We start from the raw sequence: 20,277 nt of genomic DNA, 5'->3' as shown, positions 1-20,277 counted from the left end.
CCGACGTCGCCCGCATGATCGGGGCGCCGGTCTTCCACGTGAACGGCGACGACCCCGAGGCCTGCGTCCGCGTGGCGCGGCTCGCGGTCGAGTACCGCCAGGCGTTCAAGAAGGACGTCGTCGTGGATCTGGTCTGCTACCGCCGCCGCGGGCACAACGAGGGCGACGACCCGTCGATGACCCAGCCGCTGATGTACGACATCATCGACCGCAAGCGCTCGGTCCGGAAGCTGTACACCGAGGCGCTCGTGGGCCGCGGGGACATCACGCTGGCCGAGGCCGAGGAGGCCCTCAAGGACTACCGCGGTCAGCTCGAGCGGGCCTTCGCCGAGACGCACGACGCGCAGGAGACGTCCAAGCCCGAGCCCGTGATGGACCCGCGCACGGCGCAGGAGTCGCAGGTGAAGACGGCGATCACGCCGGAGGTCCTCAAGACCATCGGCGACGCGCACGTCTCCTTCCCGCCGGACTTCACCCCGCACCCGAAGCTGCAGAAGATGCTGGAGCGGCGCGCGGCGATGGCCAGCGAGGGCGGCATCGACTGGGCGATGGGCGAGCTGCTCGCGTTCGGGTCGCTGCTCATGGAGGGGGTGCCGGTCCGGCTCGCCGGGCAGGACTCCCGCCGCGGCACGTTCGTGCAGCGCCACTCGGTGCTCATCGACCGGGAGACCGGTGCGGAGTACACGCCGCTGGCCAATCTCACCGAGGACCAGGCCAAGTTCTTCGTCTACGACTCCCTGCTGTCGGAGTACGCCGCGCTGGGCTTCGAGTACGGCTACTCGGTCGCCAACCAGAAGGCGCTCGTCCTCTGGGAGGCGCAGTTCGGTGACTTCGTCGACGGCGCCCAGATGGTCATCGACGAGTTCATCAGCTCCGGCGAGGCCAAGTGGGGCCAGCGCTCCGGCGTGGTGATGCTGCTGCCGCACGGCCTCGAGGGCCAGGGCCCGGACCACTCCAGCGGCCGGATCGAGCGGTTCCTGCAGCTGTCGGCGGAGAACAACATGACCGTCGCCAACTGCACGACGCCGGGCAACTACTTCCACCTCCTCCGCCGTCAGGCGCTGTCGGACGTGCACCGCCCGCTGGTGGTGTTCACGCCGAAGTCGCTGCTGCGGGCCAAGGCCGCCGTCAGCGCGGTCGAGGACTTCACGGAGCAGGGCTTCCGTCCGGTCCTGCCCGACAGCGGTGTCGGCGGCGAGCCCCTGGACGACGCCGCGTTGCGGCGGGTGCTGCTCTGCAGCGGCAAGGTCGCCTACGACCTGATGGCGCAGCGGGAGTCCGACGGCACCGCGGACGTCGCCGTCGTGCGGGTCGAGCAGCTGTACCCGCTGCCGGCCGAGCAGATCCGGGCGGAGCTGGAGCGGTACCCGAACGCGACCGACGTGGTCTGGGTCCAGGAGGAGCCCATGAACATGGGCGCCTGGCAGTTCATGGCCGTCAACCTGCCCGAGCACCTGCCGGAGGGCCGGACGTTCCGCCGGGTCAGCCGGCGGGCCTCGGCCAGCCCGGCCGTGGGTTCGGCGAAGGTGCACGACGTCGAGCAGCGCCAGCTCGTCGCAGAGGCCTTCGCGGACTGACGTGTACTTCACCGATCGCGGGCTGGAGGAGCTGGCCGACCGGAGGGGCGAGGAGCAGGTGACCCTCGCCTGGCTGGCCGACCAGATGCAGGCGTTCGTGGACCAGTTCCCCGACTTCGAGGTGCCCGTCGAGCGGCTGGCCACCTGGCTCGCCCGCGGCGGCGCCGACCCGGACGAATGACACTGCGATCCTCCGGATCGCACCGCGGCCAGGTGCCGTCCCCCGGCTGAGCTGAGCCCTGCCGCGGGTCGCGGTGAGGACCTTCCGGGCCCGTCGCTGCGCTCCGCCCTCGCAGGGCGGCTCCCGGGCGCGCCTACCGGGCTTGGCGCCGCAGGGACGTCACCCTCTGACCGTGCTCGGTCACTCGCATGCCCTCTCCGGCCTCGCCGCGGGCGCGGCGACGCTGCCGTGGGCACCCATCCAGGGCACCGTCGCGCAGGTCGCCTGGGTCGCGGCCGCCGGCGGGTTCGCGATGCTCCCCGACCTCGACCACCGGGGCTCCACCGTCTCGGACATGTGGGGTCCGGTCACCGACGTCCCGTCCGGGCTGGTCGGCAAGGTCACCGGCGGACACCGATGGGGCACTCACGACGCGGTGCTCGCCCCGCTGGCGTTCGGCGGCCTGGCGATGCTCGCCGCGGACACCTACTGGGCGAGCCTGCTGCTGATGGCCCTGGCGATCGGCCTGGCGCTCCACGCACTGCACTTCGTCATCCCTGGCAACACGGAGACGACGATCATCGGCAACGTCGCGCTGTCGTGGGCAGGGGCCTGGTGGCTCCTCGAGCACAGCCCGCAACCGGCATGGCTGCCGTGGGCCGTGGCTCTGGGCGTGCTCACCCACATCGCCGGCGACGCCCTTACCAACGCAGGCATCCCGTTGCCGGTGCTGTGGCTGGTCCGGCGCACCCGATTGAAGTTCTCGCCCATGCGGACCGGCACGGTGCTGGAGAAGGCGGTGCTGGTGCCCGCCTTCATCGTGGCGATCGCGGTCTTCGTCTACCTCAACACCGAGGCCCGCACGGCCCTCGACCCCCTGGTCGACCGGATCCTCAGCCTCGGCTGAATCCGGTCGCCAGCGCGTCGCACGGCCCGCAGAATCGGGCGGTGGAACGCCTCTCCGACAAACTGCTGAACTGGGCCAGCATCCTCGACGACGTCACCCGGCGGCAGGCCGAGAACACCGCCTCCCTGGCGATCATCGCACCCCACGTCGCCCTCATGCCCGACGCGCACCTGGGCAAGGGGGCGACGGTCGGCTCGGTGCTGCCGACCAGACGCGCGATCATCCCGGCAGCTGTCGGCGTCGACATCGGCTGCGGCATGATCGCCGTCCGCACCCCGTGGACGGTCGAGGAGGTCCGCGCCCGGGGCTCGCTCGCGCCGCTGCGGGGCGACATCGAGCGCGCCGTCCCGTTGTCGGCCGGCAAGTACAACAAGAGGCTGACCGAGTCGGCGAAGCGCCGGGCCGCGGAGCTGGAGGAGCTCGCCGCCGAGCTGGGCGACCACGTGCTGCCCGCGGTCACCGGGGCGACCCCGAACTGGCAGCTCCAGCTGGGCAGCCTCGGCTCGGGGAACCACTTCATCGAGGTCACCGCCGACGAGCAGGACAGGGTCTGGCTGTTCCTGCACTCCGGCAGCCGGGGCGTGGGCAACAAGATCGCCATGCGGCACATCGCGATCGCCCGCAAGCGGGCCGAGCGCGAGCGGCTGGACCTGCCCGACCGTGACCTCGCCTGGCTCGAGGAGGGGACGCCGGAGTTCGACCGGTACATCGCCGAGCTGCGGTGGGCGCAGCACTTCGCCCTGCTCAACCGCGAGGAGATGATGGACCGGGTGGCCGGCTGCCTCGCCGTCCACATGCGCGCGGACGAGACCCCTCGCCTCGAGGTCACGAACTGCCACCACAACTTCACCCAGCGGGAGACCCACGACGGCGTCGACCTCTGGGTGTCGCGCAAGGGCGCGATCGAGGCGAGGAAGGGGCAGCCGGGCCTGATCCCGGGTTCCATGGGGACGGCGAGCTACGTCGTCGCCGGCCTGGGCAACCCGCTGTCGCTGAACTCCTCGCCCCACGGCGCCGGGCGGGCGTACTCGCGGAACCAGGCGCGGCGGACCTTCACCCGCGCCCAGCTCGAGGAGTCGATGCAGGGCATCGAGTGGCGGCACAGCGACGCCTTCCTGGACGAGATCCCTGCTGCCTACAAGCCCGTGGACGTCGTCATGGAGGACGCGAAGGATCTCGTGGAGGTGCGGCACACCCTGCGCCAGCTGGTCAACGTGAAGGGCGATTAGTGCACCGACCGCCGCCGAGGTCAGCGCGCGATGCCCTGCTCCCGCGCGCACGTGGCGACGGCGTCGGCGACGGCCCGGGCCACGCGGTCGTCCATGGGGCTGGGCACGACGTAGTCCGCCCGCACCTCGTCCCCGACGACGCCGGCGATCGCCGACGCGGCGGCGAGCTTCATCTCCTCGGTGATCGCGGTGGCGCCGGCGTCGATGGCGCCGCGGAAGATCCCGGGGAAGGCGAGGACGTTGTTGATCTGGTTCGCGAGGTCGCTGCGGCCGGTGGCGACGACGGCGGCGTAGCGGGCCGCCATCTCCGGATCCACCTCGGGCGTGGGGTTGGCGAGGGAGAAGACGATGCAGTTCGGGGCCATCGACGCGATCGCCGACTCGGGGACCGAACCGCCCGACAGCCCCAGATAGACATCGGCGCCTGCGAGAGCACCGATCATGGTGCCGGCGTACCCCGACCGGTTGGTGTTCTCGACGAGCCACTGCTTGATCGGCGTCAGGCCCTCCCGGCCGGCGTGCAGCACGCCCTGCGAGTCCGCCACCGAGATGTCGCCGATGCCGGCCCCGAGCAGGATCTTCGTGCAGGCGACGCCCGCCGCACCCGCTCCGGCGACCACCACCCGGAGGTCGCCGAGCTCGCGGCCGACGACCTTCGCCGCGTTGCGCAGCGCCGCCAGGACGACGATCGCCGTCCCGTGCTGGTCGTCGTGCATGACGGGGATGGACAACCGCTCGCGCAGCCGGGCCTCGATCTCGAAGCAGCGCGGAGCGCTGATGTCCTCCAGGTTGATCCCGCCGAAGGACGGCGCGATCGCGGCGACGGTCTCGACGATCGTGTCGACGTCGGTGCTGCTCAGCACGATGGGGACGGCGTCGAGTCCGCCGAACTCCTTGAACAGGCAGGCCTTGCCCTCCATGACCGGCAGGGAGGCGACCGGGCCGATGTTGCCCAGACCCAGCACGGCCGTGCCGTCGGAGACGACGGCGACGACGCGGGGCGCCCAGGTGAAGCGGTGGGCCAGCTCGGGCTCGGCGGCGATGGCGCTGGAGACGCGGGCGACGCCCGGGGTGTAGGTCAGCGCGAGGTCGGCGATCGAGTCGATCGAGCGGGTCGGCGTGACCGACAGCTTGCCGCCCTCGTGCACCGCGAACGCGGGATCGTCGGCGAAGCGATCGGGCTGCTGGTCGTGCCCTGAACCCGGACTGCCGCTCATGGACACGGGAGCCTAATGGGGTGGCCCCTGCGGCAGCCTGCCCGGGCGGGGCCAGAGCCGGCAGACGACGCGTCCGACGACCACTGCGGCGCCGAAGGACCGGCTGTCCTCGGTGGCGAAGGAGTTGTCCCCCTCGACCCAGTGGCCGCCCGGCACCGGCCGGAGGACCCGCTTCACGACCAGCAGGTCGGGGCGAGCGGGGAACCGAGCGAGGACGACGTCCCCCGGCCGGACGGCCGCTGCCGACCGGACACGGCGCACCAGCAGCCGGTCGCCGTGGCGGACGGTCGGGGACATCGACGGGCCGGTGATCCGCGCCATGGTCCAGGCGCTGCCGGGTCCGGGAACGGCTTCTCCCGCGCTGTCGCTGTCGATCACCGCGAGTAGGGTCGCAGACGACCCAACCCCACGACATCCGGAGGCACGTCCATGCGTTTCACCCGCATGTTCTCCGCCGTGGAGGCCACCGCTCACTGCGACCTCCCCTGCGGCGTGTACGACCCGGCCCAGGCCCGCATCGAGGCGGAGTCCGTCAAGGCCATCCAGGAGAAGTACCAGGGCAACGAGGACCCGGTCTTCCGTCAGCGCGCGGTCCTGATCAAGGAGCAGCGCTCGGACCTGGTCAAGCACCACCTGTGGGTGCTGTGGACCGACTACTTCAAGCCGCCGCACTTCGAGAAGTACCCCCAGCTGCACGAGCTGTTCAACAAGGCCACCAAGCAGGCCGGCGCCGCCGGCGGCAAGGGCAGCATGGACCCGGCCGAGGGCCAGAAGCTCCTCGACTACATCGCCGAGATCGACAAGATCTTCTGGGAGACCAAGGCCGCTGCCTGATTTCTCACGTTTCTCCCCGTCGCTGCCGGGCCACCCATACACGGGCGGTCCGGCAGCGTCGTCTTCTCTGCGGGCGCGACGACCGCGTCGATCCTTCCGCTGCGCCTAGGGTTCGCCGCATGCGCGGCTCGGAGGGTTACATGATCGACGTCGGCGCGCTCCTGGAGAAGGTCGAGGCCGCGGCCCCCATCGACTCCGTCGAGGCAGTCGCCGCCTCGCTCGGCGAGATGGTCGACGCCCGGGAGGTCAGCCTCCTCATCACCGACTTCACCGGACGGGCCGTCGTCCGGCTGACGTCGACGGACCGGGTGGAGGGCGCCCGGAGCCACGGCATCGAGCAGGCGGAGACCCTGCCCCTGCCCGGCACGCTGTACGAGCGCGTGCTGCGCACCCAGGGGGCCGACGTGCGGCCGCTCGACGACGGCTTCGCCCGGATGCTGGTCCCGGTCACCGACCGCGGGGACGCGATCGGGCTGCTCGAGCTGACGCTGCCGCGCCACCCCTCCCCCCAGGAGATCTCCGACATCGGGAGCGCGGCGCACGCCCTGGCCTACGTCGTCATCGCCGCCCGCCGGCACACCGACGTCTTCGAGTGGGGCCAGCGCTCGACGCCCTTCGCGCTGGCGGCCGAGATCCAGCGCCGGCTGCTGCCGGCCTCCTACACGTGCGAGGCGGGACAGTTCACCCTCGCCGGCTGGTTGGAGCCGGCGAGCTCGGTGGGCGGGGACACCTTCGACTACACCCTGGACCGCGACTCCCTCCAGGTGTCGATCACCGACGCGGTCGGTCACCAGGTGTCGGCGGCCCTGCTGGCGACGCTGTTGGTCGGCAGCCTGCGCAACGGGCGCCGCAAGGGCCTCGACCTCGGCAAGCAGGCGATGTACGCCAACGACTCCCTCGCCGAGAACGCGCCTGCCGGGCAGTTCGTCACCGGCCAGCTCATGCGGGTCGACCTGCACACCGGCACCGCAACGATCGTCAACGCCGGTCACCCGTTCCCGCTGCGGCTGCGCGACGGGAAGGTCGAGGAGGTCGAGCTGGGCATCGAACCGCCGTTCGGGGTCGTCCCCGGCAAGGGCTTCGACGTCCAGGAGTTCCCGCTGGAGCCCGGTGACCGGATCGTGCTGCTCACCGACGGCATGCAGGAGCGCAACGCCGTCAACCTCGACGTCGCCGCCACGCTGGCCGCCAGCGCCGACCTGCACCCCCGGGAGGTCGTGCAGGAGCTCGGGTCGGCCATCCTCCGGGCCACCGGCGGCGACCTGCAGGACGACGCCACGATGGTCTGCCTCGACTGGTACGGCGGGCCCCCGCGAGGGCGCAACAGCGAGCAGGGCGCCGACCCCGACCGCGCCTCCGCGCCCGTCTGAGCCGGACGTCCGGAGCCGCCCGGGACCCGGCCGGTAACGTTTGGCCACCATGCGCATCGACCGGGCCGGGTGGCCTTTCATCACCGGACCCCTGGCCCCTGCGGCTCTCGCTCTCGCGGCCGGACGACGGTGGGCCGCGTGGCCCTTTCTCGGGCTCTCCGCCTACATGGCCCTGTTCTTCCGTGACCCCGACCGCCGCTGTGACGCCGTGCCGCCCGACCCCGACGAGGTGCTCTCCCCGGCCGACGGCGTCGTCATGGTCGCCGGCGAACCGCAGCCCGACGTGGCGCCCGAGGGCGACTGGCAGCAGGTCAGCGTCTTCCTCTCCGTCGTCGACGTGCACGTCAACCGGTCGCCCTACCGCGGCGAGGTCGTGGAGAGCTCCTACCGCAAGGGCAGCTTCCTGGCCGCCTACCGCAAGGAGTCGGCGCACCGGAACGAGCGCAGCGAGCTGTGGCTGCGCGAGGGCGACCGCACCGTGGTCTTCCGGCAGATCGTCGGCGTCCTGGCCCGGCGGATCGTGACCCGCACCGGGCCGGGCCGGCGCCTGGCGACCGGCGAGCGGATGGGCCTCATGAAGTTCGGCTCCCGGATGGACGTCTTCGTGCCGCCGGAGTGCACGATCACCGTGACCGAGGGGCAGCGCGTGCGCGGTGGCGAGACCGTCATCGCCCGCTGGCCCGCGGCCGGCTGAGGAGGTCGCGCGTGCCACCCACCCGGCGCGGGGCGACCGTCGAGTTCGTCCGCGGTTCCGTCCGCGGCACCCGGCGCCGCGCTCTGGCGACGCTGCCCAGCCTGTTCACGCTCGGCAACATGTTCTGCGGGTTCTTCGCGATCCTGGTGTCGATCCGGGGTGACCACGATCTCGCCGCCGTCCTGATCGGCCTGTCGGTGGTCTTCGACATCACCGACGGCGCGGTCGCGCGCCTGGTCGGCGCCGTCACCCCGTTCGGCCTGCAGTTCGACTCGCTGGCCGACCTGGTCTCCTTCGGTCTCGCGCCGGCGCTGCTGGCTTTCACGGTGTTCTCGCAGGGCCGCGACGAGTGGGACCCGCTCGGCTGGGTGGCCTGCTTCATCTGGGTCGCCTGCGCCGCGATCCGGCTGGCCCGCTTCAACACCACCATCGATCCCACGGCCGACAAGCGGTACTTCATCGGCATGCCCAGTCCGGGGGCGGCCGGCGTGGTCATCGCGTCGGTGTTCGCGTTCGGCGACCAGATGCAGGGCCGCGACCGCCTGTGGGTGCTGCTGGTCGTCGTCGTCCCGGCGCTGCTGATGGTCACCAACATCCGCTTCCGGTCGTTCCGGTCGCTGGTCAGTCCCAAGAGCAGCCGGCCGTACGGGTTGATCGCGGCCGCCCTCGTGATCGTCATCGGCCTCGTGATCGATCCGGTGTGGACCGGCATCGCCCTGGCCTACGGCTACCTGCTGGCGCCGGTGCTGGTCCCGATCGTGTCGCCGCTGGGCCGGCTGCTGCCGGACCGGCTCAAGGAGGTGCTCTCATGACGGTGCGACCGGTCCGTCCGGACGACGTCCCGGCCGTCGTGGGGCTCGTCCGCGAGCTCGCCGACTACGAGCGGGCGCTGCACGAGGTGCGGCTCACCGAGGAGCAGCTGACCGCCGTGCTGTTCGGCGACTCCCCCGCCCTGTTCGGGCACGTGGCAACAGCTGACGACGGGGTGCACCCCGGCGAGGTCGTGGGGATCGCGCTGTGGTTCCTCAACTTCTCCACCTGGCGCGGCACCCACGGCATCTACCTCGAGGACCTCTACGTGTCACCCGGCCACCGCGGCACCGGTCTGGGCAGGGAGCTGCTGCGCACCCTCGCCGCCGTCTGCGTCGAGCGGGGGTACTCCCGCCTCGAGTGGTCGGTCCTGGACTGGAACGCGCCCTCGATCGACTTCTACAAGGCGGCCGGCGCCGTCCCGATGGACGACTGGACCGTCTTCCGCCTCACCGACGAGGCCCTCAGCACGTTCGCCGACGACCGGAGGACCCCATGACCACCGAGCGCACGCCGCCCGAGTGCTGGCTGACCGACATGGACGGCGTCCTCGTCCACGAGGAGAAGGCGCTGCCCGGCGCCGCGGAGTTCCTGGAGCGGCTGGTCGAGAAGCAGCGCCGGTTCCTGGTGCTGACCAACAACTCGATCTTCACGCCGCGCGACCTCTCCGCCCGGCTGGTCCGGGCCGGCCTGCAGGTGCCCGAGGAGTCGATCTGGACGTCGGCGCTGGCGACGGCGGACTTCCTGGCCACGCAGCTGCCGGCCGGTTCCGCCTACGTCATCGGTGAGGCGGGGATGACCACCGCGCTCCACGAGGTCGGCTACACGCTCACCGACACCGACCCCGACTACGTCGTCCTCGGGGAGACCCGCACGTACTCGTTCGAGGCCATCACCCGGGCGATCCGGCTGATCGGGCGCGGCGCCCGATTCATCGCCACGAACCCGGACGTCACCGGCCCGTCGCCGGAGGGTCCGCTGCCGGCGACCGGCTCGGTCGCGGCGATGATCACCCGGGCGACCGGCGCGGAGCCCTACTTCGTCGGCAAGCCGAACCCGATGATGTTCCGCAGCGCCATGAACCGCATCGAGGCGCACTCGGAGTCCACGATCATGGTGGGCGACCGCATGGACACCGACGTGGTGGCCGGCATCGAGGCCGGCCTGGAGACCGTGCTGGTGCTGTCGGGTTCCACGGCCGCGGCCGACGTCAGCCGGTTCCCGTTCCGCCCGAGCCGGATCCTCGACTCGATCGCAGACGTCATCGATCTGGTCTAACGCTCCAGGTAGGCCAGGCGAGCTTCGGGCGTGGCGAGCAGGTAGAGCTCGGCGGCCACCAGGAGGAGGACGGGCAACCCGATCGCGGGCTGCTCCGCCTCGAACGCGGTCGTGTAGGCCAGCGCGGCCAGGAGCAGCTGGAGGACGACGACCGGGCCGCGAGCCCAGCTCGCCACGCGCCACAGCCCGGTCGCGGCCACCGCGAGGGCCGCGGCACCGCCGGCGACGATCACCACCTCCGCGAGCGCGCGGGAGACACTGTCCGCCGAGCTGGTCACGGTCAGCCAGAGCAGCACCAGCGCGCCGATCGCGATGAGCGCCGCCTCCAGGCCGACGACCGCGGCCGCCCACTTCAGGGCGCGCGGCGCCTCGGGGCGCGACCGCTCGGGCCGGGGTGCCGGCGGCTCGGCCGCGGCACCGAGCAACCGGTCCAGCGCCCTGCGGGGCGGCTGCGGCGCTGCACCGCTCTGCTCCGTCACGACGGCGAGATTACGCGGGCACGGACGCTGCTCCTGCGCCCTTCCTCCCGGGGAAAAGCGTCGCGGCTGGTTAGCCTGGCGTCCATGCGCGCGCTCGTGGTGGTCAACCCTGCGGCCACCACCACGACGGAGAAGATGCGGAACGTGCTCGTCGGCGCTCTCGCCAGCGAGCTCAAGCTCGACGTCGTCCAGACCAACCACCGCGGCCACGCGCGGGAGCTCGCCGCCCAGGCGGCGGCCGAGGGCATCGACCTGCTGGTGTCCGTCGGCGGCGACGGCACCGTGAACGAGGTCGTGAACGGGATCCTCGACAAGGGCCCCGCCCCGCACCTGCCCATGCTCGCCGTCGTGCCGGGCGGGTCGACGAACGTCTTCTCCCGCGCGATCGGCCGCTCCCGCGACCCGATCGAGGCGACCGCGGAGATCCTGGACTCGCTGCGCGCCGGCCGGACCCGCCTGGTCTCCCTCGGCACCGCGAGCGCCTCGGGCTGCAGCGCCGCACCGGTCGAGGGCGGCGACCCGGCGACGGCAGCCGCCGACGCCGACGCCGACGCCGCCCGGCACGACGACGACTGGACGCCGCCGCGCTGGTTCGTCTTCGCCGCCGGCCTGGGCTTCGACGCCGAGGTCATCGCGCGCGTCGAGGCGCAGCGGGCGCGGGGCCGCCGTTCCACCGGCGCCCTCTACGTCCGGGAGGCGACCAGCGCCTTCCTGGTGGGGCGGGAACGCCGGCGGCCGGCCATGACGCTCCAGCTGCCGGGTCAGCCGCCGCTGGAGGGGCTGTTCCTCTGCCTGGTCTCCAACGTCAGCCCGTGGACCTATCTCGGCGCGCGACCGGTCAACCCGTCCCCCGAGGCCTCGTTCGACAGCGGCCTCGACGTCTTCGCGATGGGCCGCATGGGTCCGCTCCGGATGCTGCACACGCTCCGCCAGACCCTGGCGCGGGAACCCGACGCCCGCGGGCGCGGCGTGCACCGGTGGCACGACCTGGAGGAGCTGTCGCTCACCGCCTCCCGTCCGCAGGGCTGGCAGGTGGACGGCGACCATCTCGGCACCGCGACAGGACTGCGGCTGACGCACGTTCCCGCCGCTCTGCGCGTCGTCGCCTGAGAAATCCCGCTGGGGCTCTCACGCACGTCGCAGTACGGTTGTCAACGTCCCGCACCGGTGTGTGGTTCCGTCGAGTGGCGGGCCTAGCACGCCCGTGGTGAGCTTGCTCACGAGGGGTCGAACGACGGCCTCGATCTGCTTGACAGGCGTCCTCGTCGTGAAAACATCGCACGTGAACGCAACTTGCCGGTAACAAAACTTCGCCGGTGAGGACAACGCTCGAAGTCGCTGAGCCAAAGCGCTGGGCAACCGGTGTCGGCCCTGCACTGCGGTCCGAGGCCGGCGACTGAGATAGCAACCGTAAACGACACCGAGGAGTACGAAGCCATGGACTGGCGCCACCGCGCGCTCTGCCGGGACGAGGACCCCGAGCTGTTCTTCCCGATCGGGACGACCGGCCCGGCGATCGTCCAGATCGAGCAGGCCAAGGCCGTGTGCCAGCGCTGCCCGGTCGTGTCGTCGTGCCTGGACTGGGCACTGCGCTCGGGCCAGGACTCCGGGGTCTGGGGTGGGCTCTCCGAGGACGAGCGGCGTGCGCTGAAGCGCCGTCAGGCTCGTACCCGGGTGCGCACCGCCTGATCCGGAGCACGACCGCACGACGAACCGCCACGAGGCCGGTCCGGGATCCCCCGGGCCGGCCTCGGCTGTGTGTGGCGACGATGTGCGCGGATGGGCAGTTCTGGCCGCTGGAACTGCCCATCAGCGCACACTGCTCACCTCCGCGGCAGGCCGACCCCGGGGAGCCTCAGCACCGCCTCCGTGCCCGGCTGGTCGGTAGGAGTGCCCATCGCGAGGGTGCCGCCGAGCTCGCTGGTGACGAGGGTGCGCACGATCTGCAGGCCCAGCCCGTCGCTGCCGGCCGGGTCGAAGCCCTCGGGCAGCCCGCGGCCGTTGTCCCGCACCCGGACGACGAGGTCGTCGCCGGTCCGCTCCGCGATCAGCTCGATCGAACCCGGGACCCCCTCGAAGGCGTGCTCGGCGGCGTTGTGCAGCAGCTCGGTGATCGCCAGCACCAGCGGCGTCGCCGCGGCGGCCGGGAGCTCGCCGAAGGAGCCGGTGCGCCGCGTGTGCGCGGCCGGCCCGACGGACGTCAGGTCCCCCAGCATGGGCAAGACCTGGTCCAGGACGTCGTCCACGACCACGACGTCCTCCCGACTGCCGGCGAGCGTCTCGTGGACCACGGCGATGGACGCCACCCGGCGCACCGACTCCTCCAGCGCCGCTCGGGCGGCCGGTTCGGTCATCCGGCGGGCCTGCAGGCGGAGCAGCGCCGCGACCGTCTGCAGGTTGTTCTTCACGCGGTGGTGGATCTCGCGGATGGTGGCGTCCTTGGTGAGCAGCGCGCGGTCCCGCAGCCGGACGTCGGTCACGTCGCGGACCAGCACCAGCGCGCCGGGCTCGGAGCCGGGAGGCCGCAGCGGCAGCGCGCGCAGCAGCATCGTGGCGGTGGCGCCCTCGACGTCCATCGGATCGGGGAACCGGCCGGCGACAGCTGCGGCGATGCCGGCCGCCACGGCCTCCCCGGCCACGCGGTCGGCCGAGGCGCCCCGGGTCAGCTCCGCGAGGTCGGCGCCGACGACGTCGCCGGCCACGCCGATCCGCCGGTAGGCCGACAGCGCGTTGGGGCTGGCGTAGGTCGCGCGGCCGTGGCTGTTCAGGCGGACCAGGCCGTCACCCACGCGGGGACTGACCTCCGCGTCCTGCAGCTTCTGGGGCGGGAAGCTGCCCGACGAGACCATCAGGCAGAGGTCGGCGGCGATGTCCAGGTAGGTCAGCTCCAGGGTGGACGGCGACCGGGTGACGGCCAGGTTGGTGTCCTTGGCCAGGACGGCCACCGGGACGCCGTCGTGGCGCACGGGGATCACCTCGCGCCGCCGCGGGGCTACGCCCGACCAGTCGGGTTCGCCCTCGGTCACCGGCCGGCCCTCGCTGTGCGCGACCACGAACGGCTCGGCCACGACCCCGTCGACCTCGGTGCCCACCAGGTCCTCCGGACGGCTGGTCGGCGCGGTCAGGGGCCGGACCTGCGCGACGCACCACCAGCTCCCCGTCGGGAGCGGCACCCACAGCGTCAGGTCGGCGAAGGCGAGATCGGCGAGCAGCTGCCAGTCGGCGACCAGGCGGCGGGCGTGCTCGACCTGGGACGGGCTGGACGCCGAGCCGCGGGTGAGGCGGTCCGAGAGGCTGCTCATGATGGTTCCGAGCCTAAGGCGGCCGCCGCATACGCTCTCCGCGTGGCCGAGCCCCTCGCCTCCCCGTCCGTCGAGCCGGCCCGACCGGAGGACTACGACGCGATCGCCGAGCTGACGGTGCGGGTCTACGTGGACGGCGGTCTCGCCTCCCCCGGGTACGGCGTCGAGCTGGCCGACGTCGCCGGCCGCGCCGACCGCTCGGAGCTGCTCGTGGTCCGGGACTCCGGTCGCATCGTGGGCAGCGTCGCGCTGGTCCTGGACGGCGACTTCGGCAACGTGACCGCCTCCGAGGACGAGTCGGCGTTCCGGATGCTGGTGGTCGACCCGTCGGCGCAGGGGCGTGGCGTCGGCGAGCTGCTGGTCCGCACCTGTCTCGAGCGGGCGCGCGCCGCCGGCAAGCGCCGGATGGTGCTCTCGACCGACCCGCGGATGACCGCTGCCCAGCGGCTCTACCGGCGGATGGGCTTCACGCGGCTGCCCGAGCGGGACTGGTCGCCCGAGCCCGCCATCGACCTGCTCGTCTACGCGCGCGAGCTGTAGGAGGGGACGCCGGACGGCGTTGAAGATGTACCACGAGGTGCACGGCTCCGGCGGGACGCCCCTGCTCCTGCTGCACGGCGGGCTCTTCGACATCGATCAGCAGTTCGGCCAGGTCCTGCCCGGGCTGACCGCCGACCGCCAGGTGATCGCCGCCGACCTCCAGGGGCACCGGCGGACCAACGACGTCGACCGGCCGCTGCGCAGTGCGGATCTGGCGTCCGATGTCGTCGGCCTGCTGGGGCACCTGGACGTCGCTCGGGCAGACGTCTTCGGGTTCAGCGTCGGCGGGGCGACGGCCCTGCACCTGGCCATCGGGCAGCCGGAGCTGGTCCGGAAGCTGATCGTGTCGTCGGCCTCGTTCCACCCGGACGGCGACCGCCCCGAGAACAAGACCGCTGTGCCGGAGCTGACTGTCGAGATGATCGCCGGTACGCCGATGGAGCCGGCATACCGGGCCAAGTCGCCGCACCCCGACCGGCTGCAGGTCCTGCTCGACAAGCTGGGGACGTGCGACGAGGGGTTCGCCGGCCGGTCGGACGCGGACATCCAGGGCATTCCCGCCCCGACGTTGATCACGCTGGGCGACTGCGACGCGATCACGCTCGACCACGCCGTCCGCTTCCTGCAGCTGCGCGGCGGTGACGTGAACGGCGACTTCACCGGGGTGCCGGCCTCGCAGCTGGCGGTGTTCGCCGGCACCACCCACTTCAACGGCCTCGCGCGGACCGAGCTCGTCCTGGACGTCGTCCGCACCTTCCTCGACGCACCGATGCCTGAGGTCTGAGCCCGCCCGGTGCCGGTATCCGGGCGGTTCAAGTGGGCCTCTAGTGCGTGCCAAGTCCACCGAAAGCGCCCCGGGTCATGGTCCTCCCAGGCCCACCCGACGAGGAGAATCGCCATGACCCAGCAGACGTACCCGACCCCGCCCTCCGGCCAGCCGACGCCGCCGTACGCCCCGTCGTACGCCCCCTACGGCCCCGCGGCTGCCGGCTCCGGCCAGCCATCTGCGCCGCCCCGGCGCAGGCGCACCGGCGTGATCGTCGGCGCCGTCGTCGCCGCCGTCGTGGTGCTCGGCGGGCTCGTCGTCGGCGCGCTCCTGCTGTTCGGCAGCAAGACCCTGGACACCGCCGAGGCCGAGCGCCAGATCGCCCAGCTGACGCAGGACCAGGCCGGCGTCGCGCCGACCGACGTCTCCTGCCCGGCCGACATCGAGGCCGACGCTGGGGGCTCGTTCGCCTGCTCGGCGTCGCTGGAGGACCAGCCGATCACCTTCACCGTCACGCAGACCGACGACCGGGGCAACGTCGAGATCGACGGCGACAACACCTTCGTCGACATCGCCACGGTCGAGGCGTCGCTGGACGAGCAGCTGGGCGAGGTCTCCGGCGTGGAGGTCGAGAGCACGTGCGACGCCGACGGGCACTCCGTCCTCGTGGACGGCGTCGGGACGCCCATCCCCTGCACCGTGGTCAACGCCGGGGACGCCTCGGACAGCATCGAGGTGACCGCGACCGTGGACGAGAGCGGCGAGGTCTCCTACGAGGTGCTCTGACGGAGGGGCGACCTCAGCCACCGGCGACGGTGGCGATGAGGTCGCCCTCCTGGAGCACCTCGCCCTCCACCACGTGCAGCTCCTGCACGGTGCCGGCGCGTTCGGTGAGGACGGGGATCTCCATCTTCATCGACTCGAGGATGACCAGCGTGTCGCCGGCCGCGACCTCGGTGCCCGGCTCGACGAGGACCTTCCACACGCTGGACACCATCTCCGCGTGGATCTCCTCGACCGCCACCGGGCCTCCTCACCGACCTGCCGTCTCCGGACATGATCATCCAAGCACGGGGTCAGGCGGTCGGGACCGCTCTTCCGGCAGCCAGCCGGCCGAGGACGGCACACACGTCGGCGCCGTCGTGCGGCACCCCGGTGTCGGGCAGCGCGGAGAGCACGTCGGACGCCGCCCGCGCGGCAGACGCGATGTCGGGACCGGCGGCGCTGACCGTCGCCAGCAGGGCGTCGTACCAGCCGTCCAGCCGGTCCCCCGGTTCGTACCCGCGCACCGAGACGACCTCGGCACCCGGGCCTCCGGAGCGGCCGACGGGCAGCCGCCCGGTGACCCGGCCCGCGGTTCCCGGCGGCAGCGTCGACCGCAGCTGGACGGCGACCGCGGCGCGTGCGGCCGGTCCGGCAGGTGCGGCCGCCACCGCAGCGGGTCCCCCGGCGCTGCGCAGCGCCAGCTCGACCGCGTCCACGCCGTGGGCCCGCTCCAGGACGGCCATGTCGAGAGAGAAGCCGGCGGCCACCTCGGCGAGCTCGCCGTCCGGGGAGACGCCGACGGTGACCAGGCCTCGCCAGCCGACGTCCACCAGCCGCTTCGCGCTGCGGGGGAGCTCCGCCGGGTCACCGTCCCCGGGTGTCCAGGACACCCGTGCGATGCCGGCGGCCCGGTCGCGCGAGACGAAGGTCGGGAACCGGAGACCGTCGGCGGTCACCCACGCCAGCAGACCCCGCTCGCTGGCCGGCTCCACGCCGTCGCCCCCCAGCCGCTCCAGCACGTCGGCGTCCGGACCGACCCAGGTCAGCCCCGCCGCCAGGACGGCGGCGGCCAGGCGGGCGTTCCCGGCCAGCGCCGGCGGCACCGGCAGGACGGCGCTGACCCCGCTGCGGCGGGCAGCCTCGACGATGCGGTCCACGGCGAGATAGGACTCGCTGGCCGGCGCCGGCCCGAGCAGCACGGCGTCATCGGCCAGCCGCACGTGCAAGGCCGAGCGCTCCGCCTCGGAGTGCACCGCGACCGACTTCACACCCAGCCGCGCGCACGCGGACATCACCGCGCACGCGGCCGGTCCGCGGCCGGCCACGAGCACGCTCTCGATCCCCAGCTGTGCCACGCCCGCCCCCTCCTGCGACCCCCCGTCCGGAACCACCGCTGTGCAGTGAGCCGGCCCGCCTCGTGAGAGGCTTACCGAGCCAGCTTGGCGGCTCCGGCGACGCCGCGCACCCTACGTGCGCCCTGTCCCGGTCCGCGAGGACAGGGGTCGACCGGCCCACCAGCACCGCGAGAGGAGGGCAGCGATGTCCAAGCGTGGACGCAAGCGTCGCTCCCGCAAGGGAAGCAAGGCCAATCACGGCAAGCGGCCCAACGCCTGAAAGAGGACCCGAAAGACAGCGCCCCTCGCCGCAGATTGCGGAGAGGGGCGCTTTCGTTAGTGCGTATCAGGCGGGGGCGGGGTGGTCCCCGGCGCTCTCGGCGGTGACGCGCTGGACGCTGACCTGCGTGCCGTCCTCCTCGAAGGACACGTTGGTCAGCTGCACCTTGATGCGCTCGCGCAGGCCGGCCGGGGGTGCGTCTCCCCCGCAGCGCCGGCGCACCAGCGCCTTGAACTCCGCCTCGATGCCGAACTCCCGGAGGCACGAGGAGCAGTCCTCGAGATGCTCGGCGATGAGCGCGCGCCGCTCGTCGCCGGTCTCGTGGTCCAGGAACTCGAAGACGTGCGACAGGACGTCGTCGCACGAATGGATCTCGATCGGCTCGCCTGCGCCATGGACGTCGTCGGTCATGACTGGCTCGCCCCCTCACCGGCTCCGGCGCGGACGAAGCCGCGCTCGCGGGCGTAATCGGCCAACAGCTTCTGCAGTCCCCGTCGACCACGGTGCAGACGGGACATCACCGTGCCGATGGGCGTGCCCATGATCTCGGCGATCTCCTTGTAGGCGAAGCCCTCGACGTCCGCGAGGTACACCGCCAGACGGAAGTCCTCCGGCAACTGCTGGAGGGCCTCCTTGATGTCGGAGTCGGGCAGGTGGTCCAGCGCCTCGATCTCGGCGGAGCGCAGCCCGCTCGAGGTGTGCTCCTCCGCCGCGTACAGCTGCCAGTCCTGCACCTGCTCGGTGGGGTACTGCTGCGGCTGCCGCTGCTTCTTGCGGTAGCTGTTGATGTAGGTGTTGGTCAGGATCCGGTACAGCCACGCCTTGAGGTTCGTGCCCTCGGCGAACTGGTGGAAGGCCGAGTAGGCCTTCACGAAGGTCTCCTGCACGAGGTCCTCGGCGTCGGCCGGGTTGCGGGTCATCCGCAACGCCGCCGGGTAGAGCTGGTCGAGGAAGGGCAGCGCGTCGCGCTCGAAACGGGCGTCCCGCTCGGCGCGGGTCTCCGCCTCCCCGGCTCGGCTGCCGTCCGCCCGCGCTTCGGGCGTCTCGACCGGAGCCGTGTCCTCGGGGGTCTGATCTGCGGTCTGCTCAGGCACCGACCGTCCTCTCTGGGGCCCCCGGATGCGGGGCGCCGCATCGATCGATCCTAGCCGCGCGGCATCGGGGCGGCCCGGGGGGCGCCGGTGCGCGGCCCGCGGGCGGGCGCTGGAGACGGTGCTGCTCACGGCCGGTCCAACGGCGGGCGGGAGGGCGGGCATTCCCGGTACCGGCGAGCCGGGTCGGAACCGCCGCTACGCTGCGGCGCCGTGGCGGCGACCCCCGCGGTGCGGGTTCTCGAACGGGCCCGGGTGGCCCACACCCTGCACCCCTACGACCCGGAGCACCCCGCCGACCAGGGGCACGGCGAGGCGGCGGTGGCCGCGCTCGGCGCCGATCCCCGCCAGGTGTTCAAGACCCTGGTGGCCCGCGTCGACGGCGTCCTCACCGTCGCGGTCGTCCCGGTGAGCGGCACGCTGGACCTCAAAGCCCTGGCCGCGGCGGTCGGCGGCCGGAAGGCGGTGATGGCCGAGCCCGCCGACGCCGAACGGACGACGGGCTACGTGCTCGGCGGCATCAGCCCGCTCGGCCAGAAGAAGGCGCTGGCCACGGTCGTCGACGAGTCGGCACTCGGCTTCGCCACGGTGATGGTGAGCGCCGGCCGCCGCGGCCTCCAGGTGGAGCTGCCACCCGCGGACCTGGTGGGCCTGACGAGGGCCCGCACCGCACCGATCGGCCGGTGAGGTCAGGCGTTCGGGAATCGGGGACTGGACCTCAGCGCCCATGCTCCTGCGTCCTGGCGACCGCCCTGACTGCGAGCCGGCCCGACTGTCTCGTGACGGCCCACGTGGGCCGCCGGGGATGTTCGGGACGGGACAGGGTCAGGCCAGTCGGCCACGCAACGTCGATAGGCCGTCCCCGCTGAGGTGGCGGAGTGCGACGGTGCGGCCGGTGATTGCCAGCAGGAGCGCCTCGGCGTCGCCCCGCACGGTAGGACCGCTGCCGTGAGACCAGTCGATGTCACTGGCTTCCCATCGCAGACCGTCCAGCGTTCCCTTGGGCACGACGCCACCGGCGGGCGCGGCGGTCAGGTAGGTCAGCGACGTGTGCAGGCGCTCCTGGGGGATGTCGCGGGGCAGCCCCAAGGGCCAGCGGATGTCCAGGCCGTGTACCAGCAGGTCCGTGAGGGGCGCCTCGGGACCTGCACCGGGCGGGGTGAACCGCGAGTCGGCTTTTCGACGCAGCACCTCGGTGAGCTCGCCGAACGGCCGACGTGCCTGCTCGCGGGTCAGCCGAACGTTCGCTCGGTCGAAGTTCCCGCGGCACGCCACCATGGCCAACACGAACTTCGGGATGCCTACTTCCAGCGGCACGACCAGGTGCGCAACCACGTCGTGGACGCTCCATTCCCTGCAGAGGCTCTGCGTCGCCTGCTGCTCCCCCGTCAGTCCCGACAGCAGCGCAGCCAGACCGCGACGCTCGTCGGCAATCTCCGCGAATGTGTCCACAAAGGTCATCCTCGCAGGGCAATCACGGCGTCTTCTCAGGTGCAGCTCCGGTTCTCCGGTGCAACTTCAGCCGAGACCGCGGCCAGGACGACCGGCGTCGGCTGCCCGACCGGAACAGCGAGGCGCACACGCAGCCGGAGGCCCGACCTCGTGTCACCGGGCGCAGTGGACTTCTTCGCCTCCCCGCTCAGA

At 72.4% G+C, this 20,277-nt stretch carries 25 protein-coding genes; 16 read left to right on the top strand and 9 right to left on the bottom strand.

Annotated elements, in window-relative coordinates; all coding sequences use genetic code 11:
- The 4 genes from E4P40_RS03160 to E4P40_RS03145 all read left to right on the top strand — a co-directional run.
- A partial coding sequence (locus E4P40_RS03160) for a multifunctional oxoglutarate decarboxylase/oxoglutarate dehydrogenase thiamine pyrophosphate-binding subunit/dihydrolipoyllysine-residue succinyltransferase subunit (protein WP_135157107.1) occupies window positions 1–1,577 on the top strand: 1,577 nt, incomplete at its 5' end.
- A gap of 1 nt (window position 1,578) precedes the next feature.
- A complete protein-coding gene (locus E4P40_RS03155) occupies window positions 1,579–1,758 on the top strand; it encodes a DUF6104 family protein (RefSeq protein WP_135157109.1) in 180 nt (59 codons plus the stop codon).
- A gap of 172 nt (window positions 1,759–1,930) precedes the next feature.
- Entirely contained in the window at window positions 1,931–2,644 is a 714-nt protein-coding gene (locus E4P40_RS03150; RefSeq protein ID WP_135157112.1) for a metal-dependent hydrolase, read from the top strand.
- A 41-nt stretch (window positions 2,645–2,685) separates the two neighbouring features.
- Window positions 2,686–3,873 carry an RtcB family protein gene (locus E4P40_RS03145; RefSeq protein WP_135157114.1) on the top strand — a complete coding sequence of 396 codons (1,188 nt, stop codon included), beginning with the start codon at window positions 2,686–2,688 and terminating at the stop codon, window positions 3,871–3,873.
- Window positions 3,874–3,893: 20 nt separating this feature from the next.
- Here the strand turns inward: E4P40_RS03145 and E4P40_RS03140 are convergent, their stop codons facing one another.
- Both E4P40_RS03140 and E4P40_RS03135 read right to left on the bottom strand, forming a co-directional pair.
- Window positions 3,894–5,090: an NADP-dependent malic enzyme gene (locus E4P40_RS03140; protein ID WP_135157116.1), complete on the bottom strand. Its 1,197-nt coding sequence runs from the start codon at window positions 5,088–5,090 to the stop codon at window positions 3,894–3,896.
- A gap of 12 nt (window positions 5,091–5,102) precedes the next feature.
- Complete coding sequence (locus E4P40_RS03135; RefSeq protein WP_245160099.1) at window positions 5,103–5,468, bottom strand: S26 family signal peptidase; 366 nt, start codon at window positions 5,466–5,468, stop codon at window positions 5,103–5,105.
- Window positions 5,469–5,519: 51 nt separating this feature from the next.
- On the opposite strand from E4P40_RS03135, the gene sodN reads away from it, so the two are divergent.
- The 6 genes from sodN (at window position 5,520) to E4P40_RS03105 (ending at window position 10,076) form a co-directional block, all read left to right on the top strand.
- On the top strand, window positions 5,520–5,924 hold the full coding sequence (gene sodN, locus E4P40_RS03130) for a superoxide dismutase, Ni (RefSeq protein WP_135157118.1): 405 nt from the start codon (window positions 5,520–5,522) through the stop codon (window positions 5,922–5,924).
- A 119-nt stretch (window positions 5,925–6,043) separates the two neighbouring features.
- Entirely contained in the window at window positions 6,044–7,294 is a 1,251-nt protein-coding gene (locus tag E4P40_RS03125; protein WP_135157120.1) for a PP2C family protein-serine/threonine phosphatase, read from the top strand.
- 49 nt (window positions 7,295–7,343) lie between these two features.
- Window positions 7,344–7,988 (top strand): phosphatidylserine decarboxylase, encoded by a 645-nt coding sequence (locus E4P40_RS03120; RefSeq protein ID WP_135157122.1) that lies wholly within the window; start codon window positions 7,344–7,346, stop codon window positions 7,986–7,988.
- Between the two features lie 11 nt (window positions 7,989–7,999).
- On the top strand, window positions 8,000–8,800 hold the full coding sequence (pssA, locus tag E4P40_RS03115; protein WP_245160100.1) for a CDP-diacylglycerol--serine O-phosphatidyltransferase: 801 nt from the start codon (window positions 8,000–8,002) through the stop codon (window positions 8,798–8,800).
- Window positions 8,797–9,297 carry a GNAT family N-acetyltransferase gene (locus tag E4P40_RS03110; protein WP_135157124.1) on the top strand — a complete coding sequence of 167 codons (501 nt, stop codon included), beginning with the start codon at window positions 8,797–8,799 and terminating at the stop codon, window positions 9,295–9,297. The genes pssA and E4P40_RS03110 overlap by 4 nt, the downstream gene beginning before the upstream one ends.
- On the top strand, window positions 9,294–10,076 hold the full coding sequence (locus E4P40_RS03105) for an HAD-IIA family hydrolase (protein WP_135157126.1): 783 nt from the start codon (window positions 9,294–9,296) through the stop codon (window positions 10,074–10,076). The genes E4P40_RS03110 and E4P40_RS03105 overlap by 4 nt, the downstream gene beginning before the upstream one ends.
- On the opposite strand, the gene E4P40_RS03100 is transcribed toward E4P40_RS03105, so the two are convergent.
- Entirely contained in the window at window positions 10,073–10,555 is a 483-nt protein-coding gene (locus E4P40_RS03100) for a hypothetical protein (protein ID WP_245160101.1), read from the bottom strand. The genes E4P40_RS03105 and E4P40_RS03100 overlap by 4 nt on opposite strands.
- 84 nt (window positions 10,556–10,639) lie before the next feature.
- Between E4P40_RS03100 and E4P40_RS03095 the strand changes: the two genes are divergently transcribed.
- Both E4P40_RS03095 and E4P40_RS03090 read left to right on the top strand, forming a co-directional pair.
- Window positions 10,640–11,665 carry a diacylglycerol kinase family protein gene (locus E4P40_RS03095; protein WP_135157128.1) on the top strand — a complete coding sequence of 342 codons (1,026 nt, stop codon included), beginning with the start codon at window positions 10,640–10,642 and terminating at the stop codon, window positions 11,663–11,665.
- A 327-nt stretch (window positions 11,666–11,992) separates the two neighbouring features.
- On the top strand, window positions 11,993–12,244 hold the full coding sequence (locus E4P40_RS03090; protein ID WP_135157129.1) for a WhiB family transcriptional regulator: 252 nt from the start codon (window positions 11,993–11,995) through the stop codon (window positions 12,242–12,244).
- Between the two features lie 134 nt (window positions 12,245–12,378).
- Here the strand turns inward: E4P40_RS03090 and E4P40_RS03085 are convergent, their stop codons facing one another.
- Window positions 12,379–13,857: a sensor histidine kinase gene (locus E4P40_RS03085; RefSeq protein ID WP_135157131.1), complete on the bottom strand. Its 1,479-nt coding sequence runs from the start codon at window positions 13,855–13,857 to the stop codon at window positions 12,379–12,381.
- Window positions 13,858–13,899: 42 nt separating this feature from the next.
- Between E4P40_RS03085 and E4P40_RS03080 the strand changes: the two genes are divergently transcribed.
- The 3 genes from E4P40_RS03080 to E4P40_RS03070 all read left to right on the top strand — a co-directional run bounded on the left by E4P40_RS03080 (window position 13,900) and on the right by E4P40_RS03070 (window position 15,949).
- On the top strand, window positions 13,900–14,397 hold the full coding sequence (locus tag E4P40_RS03080) for a GNAT family N-acetyltransferase (protein WP_135157133.1): 498 nt from the start codon (window positions 13,900–13,902) through the stop codon (window positions 14,395–14,397).
- Between the two features lie 25 nt (window positions 14,398–14,422).
- Window positions 14,423–15,181: an alpha/beta hydrolase gene (locus E4P40_RS03075; protein ID WP_135157203.1), complete on the top strand. Its 759-nt coding sequence runs from the start codon at window positions 14,423–14,425 to the stop codon at window positions 15,179–15,181.
- A 114-nt stretch (window positions 15,182–15,295) separates the two neighbouring features.
- Window positions 15,296–15,949: a DUF4333 domain-containing protein gene (locus E4P40_RS03070; protein ID WP_135157135.1), complete on the top strand. Its 654-nt coding sequence runs from the start codon at window positions 15,296–15,298 to the stop codon at window positions 15,947–15,949.
- A gap of 13 nt (window positions 15,950–15,962) precedes the next feature.
- On the opposite strand, the gene E4P40_RS03065 is transcribed toward E4P40_RS03070, so the two are convergent.
- The 4 genes from E4P40_RS03065 to E4P40_RS03045 all read right to left on the bottom strand — a co-directional run bounded on the left by E4P40_RS03065 (window position 15,963) and on the right by E4P40_RS03045 (window position 18,636).
- Window positions 15,963–16,187, bottom strand: a complete 225-nt coding sequence (locus E4P40_RS03065) for a biotin/lipoyl-binding carrier protein (protein ID WP_135157137.1) — start codon at window positions 16,185–16,187, stop codon at window positions 15,963–15,965.
- Window positions 16,188–16,239: 52 nt separating this feature from the next.
- Entirely contained in the window at window positions 16,240–17,283 is a 1,044-nt protein-coding gene (locus tag E4P40_RS03060) for a biotin carboxylase N-terminal domain-containing protein (RefSeq protein ID WP_135157139.1), read from the bottom strand.
- Between the two features lie 325 nt (window positions 17,284–17,608).
- Window positions 17,609–17,953, bottom strand: a complete 345-nt coding sequence (gene rsrA, locus E4P40_RS03050) for a mycothiol system anti-sigma-R factor (protein ID WP_135157141.1) — start codon at window positions 17,951–17,953, stop codon at window positions 17,609–17,611.
- Window positions 17,950–18,636 (bottom strand): sigma-70 family RNA polymerase sigma factor, encoded by a 687-nt coding sequence (locus E4P40_RS03045; RefSeq protein WP_135157143.1) that lies wholly within the window; start codon window positions 18,634–18,636, stop codon window positions 17,950–17,952. The genes rsrA and E4P40_RS03045 overlap by 4 nt, the downstream gene beginning before the upstream one ends.
- Before the next feature lie 210 nt (window positions 18,637–18,846).
- On the opposite strand from E4P40_RS03045, the gene ybaK reads away from it, so the two are divergent.
- The gene (gene ybaK, locus E4P40_RS03040) at window positions 18,847–19,320 is read left to right on the top strand and encodes a Cys-tRNA(Pro) deacylase (RefSeq protein WP_135157145.1); all 474 of its coding nucleotides are present in this window, start codon (window positions 18,847–18,849) and stop codon (window positions 19,318–19,320) included.
- Between the two features lie 138 nt (window positions 19,321–19,458).
- On the opposite strand, the gene E4P40_RS03035 is transcribed toward ybaK, so the two are convergent.
- A complete protein-coding gene (locus tag E4P40_RS03035) occupies window positions 19,459–20,085 on the bottom strand; it encodes a maleylpyruvate isomerase family mycothiol-dependent enzyme (protein WP_209305170.1) in 627 nt (208 codons plus the stop codon).
- Between the last annotated feature and the right edge of the window lie 192 nt (window positions 20,086–20,277).

The sequence above is a fragment of the Blastococcus sp. CT_GayMR20 genome, assembly GCF_004570345.1.
The sequence above is the reverse complement of the archived record's forward strand: the minus strand, read 5'-3'. Positions and strand labels throughout refer to the sequence as shown.

What these genes read in the sequence shown, in the direction of transcription:
- E4P40_RS03120 (WP_135157122.1), top strand. Translation starts at nt 7,344, where the DNA reads ATGCGCATCGACCGGGCCGGGTGGCCTTTCATCACCGGACCCCTGGCC.
- E4P40_RS03075 (WP_135157203.1), top strand. Translation starts at nt 14,423, where the DNA reads ATGTACCACGAGGTGCACGGCTCCGGCGGGACGCCCCTGCTCCTGCTG.
- sodN (WP_135157118.1), top strand. Translation starts at nt 5,520, where the DNA reads ATGCGTTTCACCCGCATGTTCTCCGCCGTGGAGGCCACCGCTCACTGC.
- E4P40_RS03140 (WP_135157116.1), bottom strand. Translation starts at nt 5,090, where the DNA reads ATGAGCGGCAGTCCGGGTTCAGGGCACGACCAGCAGCCCGATCGCTTC.
- E4P40_RS03090 (WP_135157129.1), top strand. Translation starts at nt 11,993, where the DNA reads ATGGACTGGCGCCACCGCGCGCTCTGCCGGGACGAGGACCCCGAGCTG.
- E4P40_RS03085 (WP_135157131.1), bottom strand. Translation starts at nt 13,857, where the DNA reads ATGAGCAGCCTCTCGGACCGCCTCACCCGCGGCTCGGCGTCCAGCCCG.
- E4P40_RS03110 (WP_135157124.1), top strand. Translation starts at nt 8,797, where the DNA reads ATGACGGTGCGACCGGTCCGTCCGGACGACGTCCCGGCCGTCGTGGGG.
- E4P40_RS03125 (WP_135157120.1), top strand. Translation starts at nt 6,044, where the DNA reads ATGCGCGGCTCGGAGGGTTACATGATCGACGTCGGCGCGCTCCTGGAG.
- E4P40_RS03095 (WP_135157128.1), top strand. Translation starts at nt 10,640, where the DNA reads ATGCGCGCGCTCGTGGTGGTCAACCCTGCGGCCACCACCACGACGGAG.
- rsrA (WP_135157141.1), bottom strand. Translation starts at nt 17,953, where the DNA reads ATGACCGACGACGTCCATGGCGCAGGCGAGCCGATCGAGATCCATTCG.
- E4P40_RS03070 (WP_135157135.1), top strand. Translation starts at nt 15,296, where the DNA reads ATGACCCAGCAGACGTACCCGACCCCGCCCTCCGGCCAGCCGACGCCG.
- E4P40_RS03105 (WP_135157126.1), top strand. Translation starts at nt 9,294, where the DNA reads ATGACCACCGAGCGCACGCCGCCCGAGTGCTGGCTGACCGACATGGAC.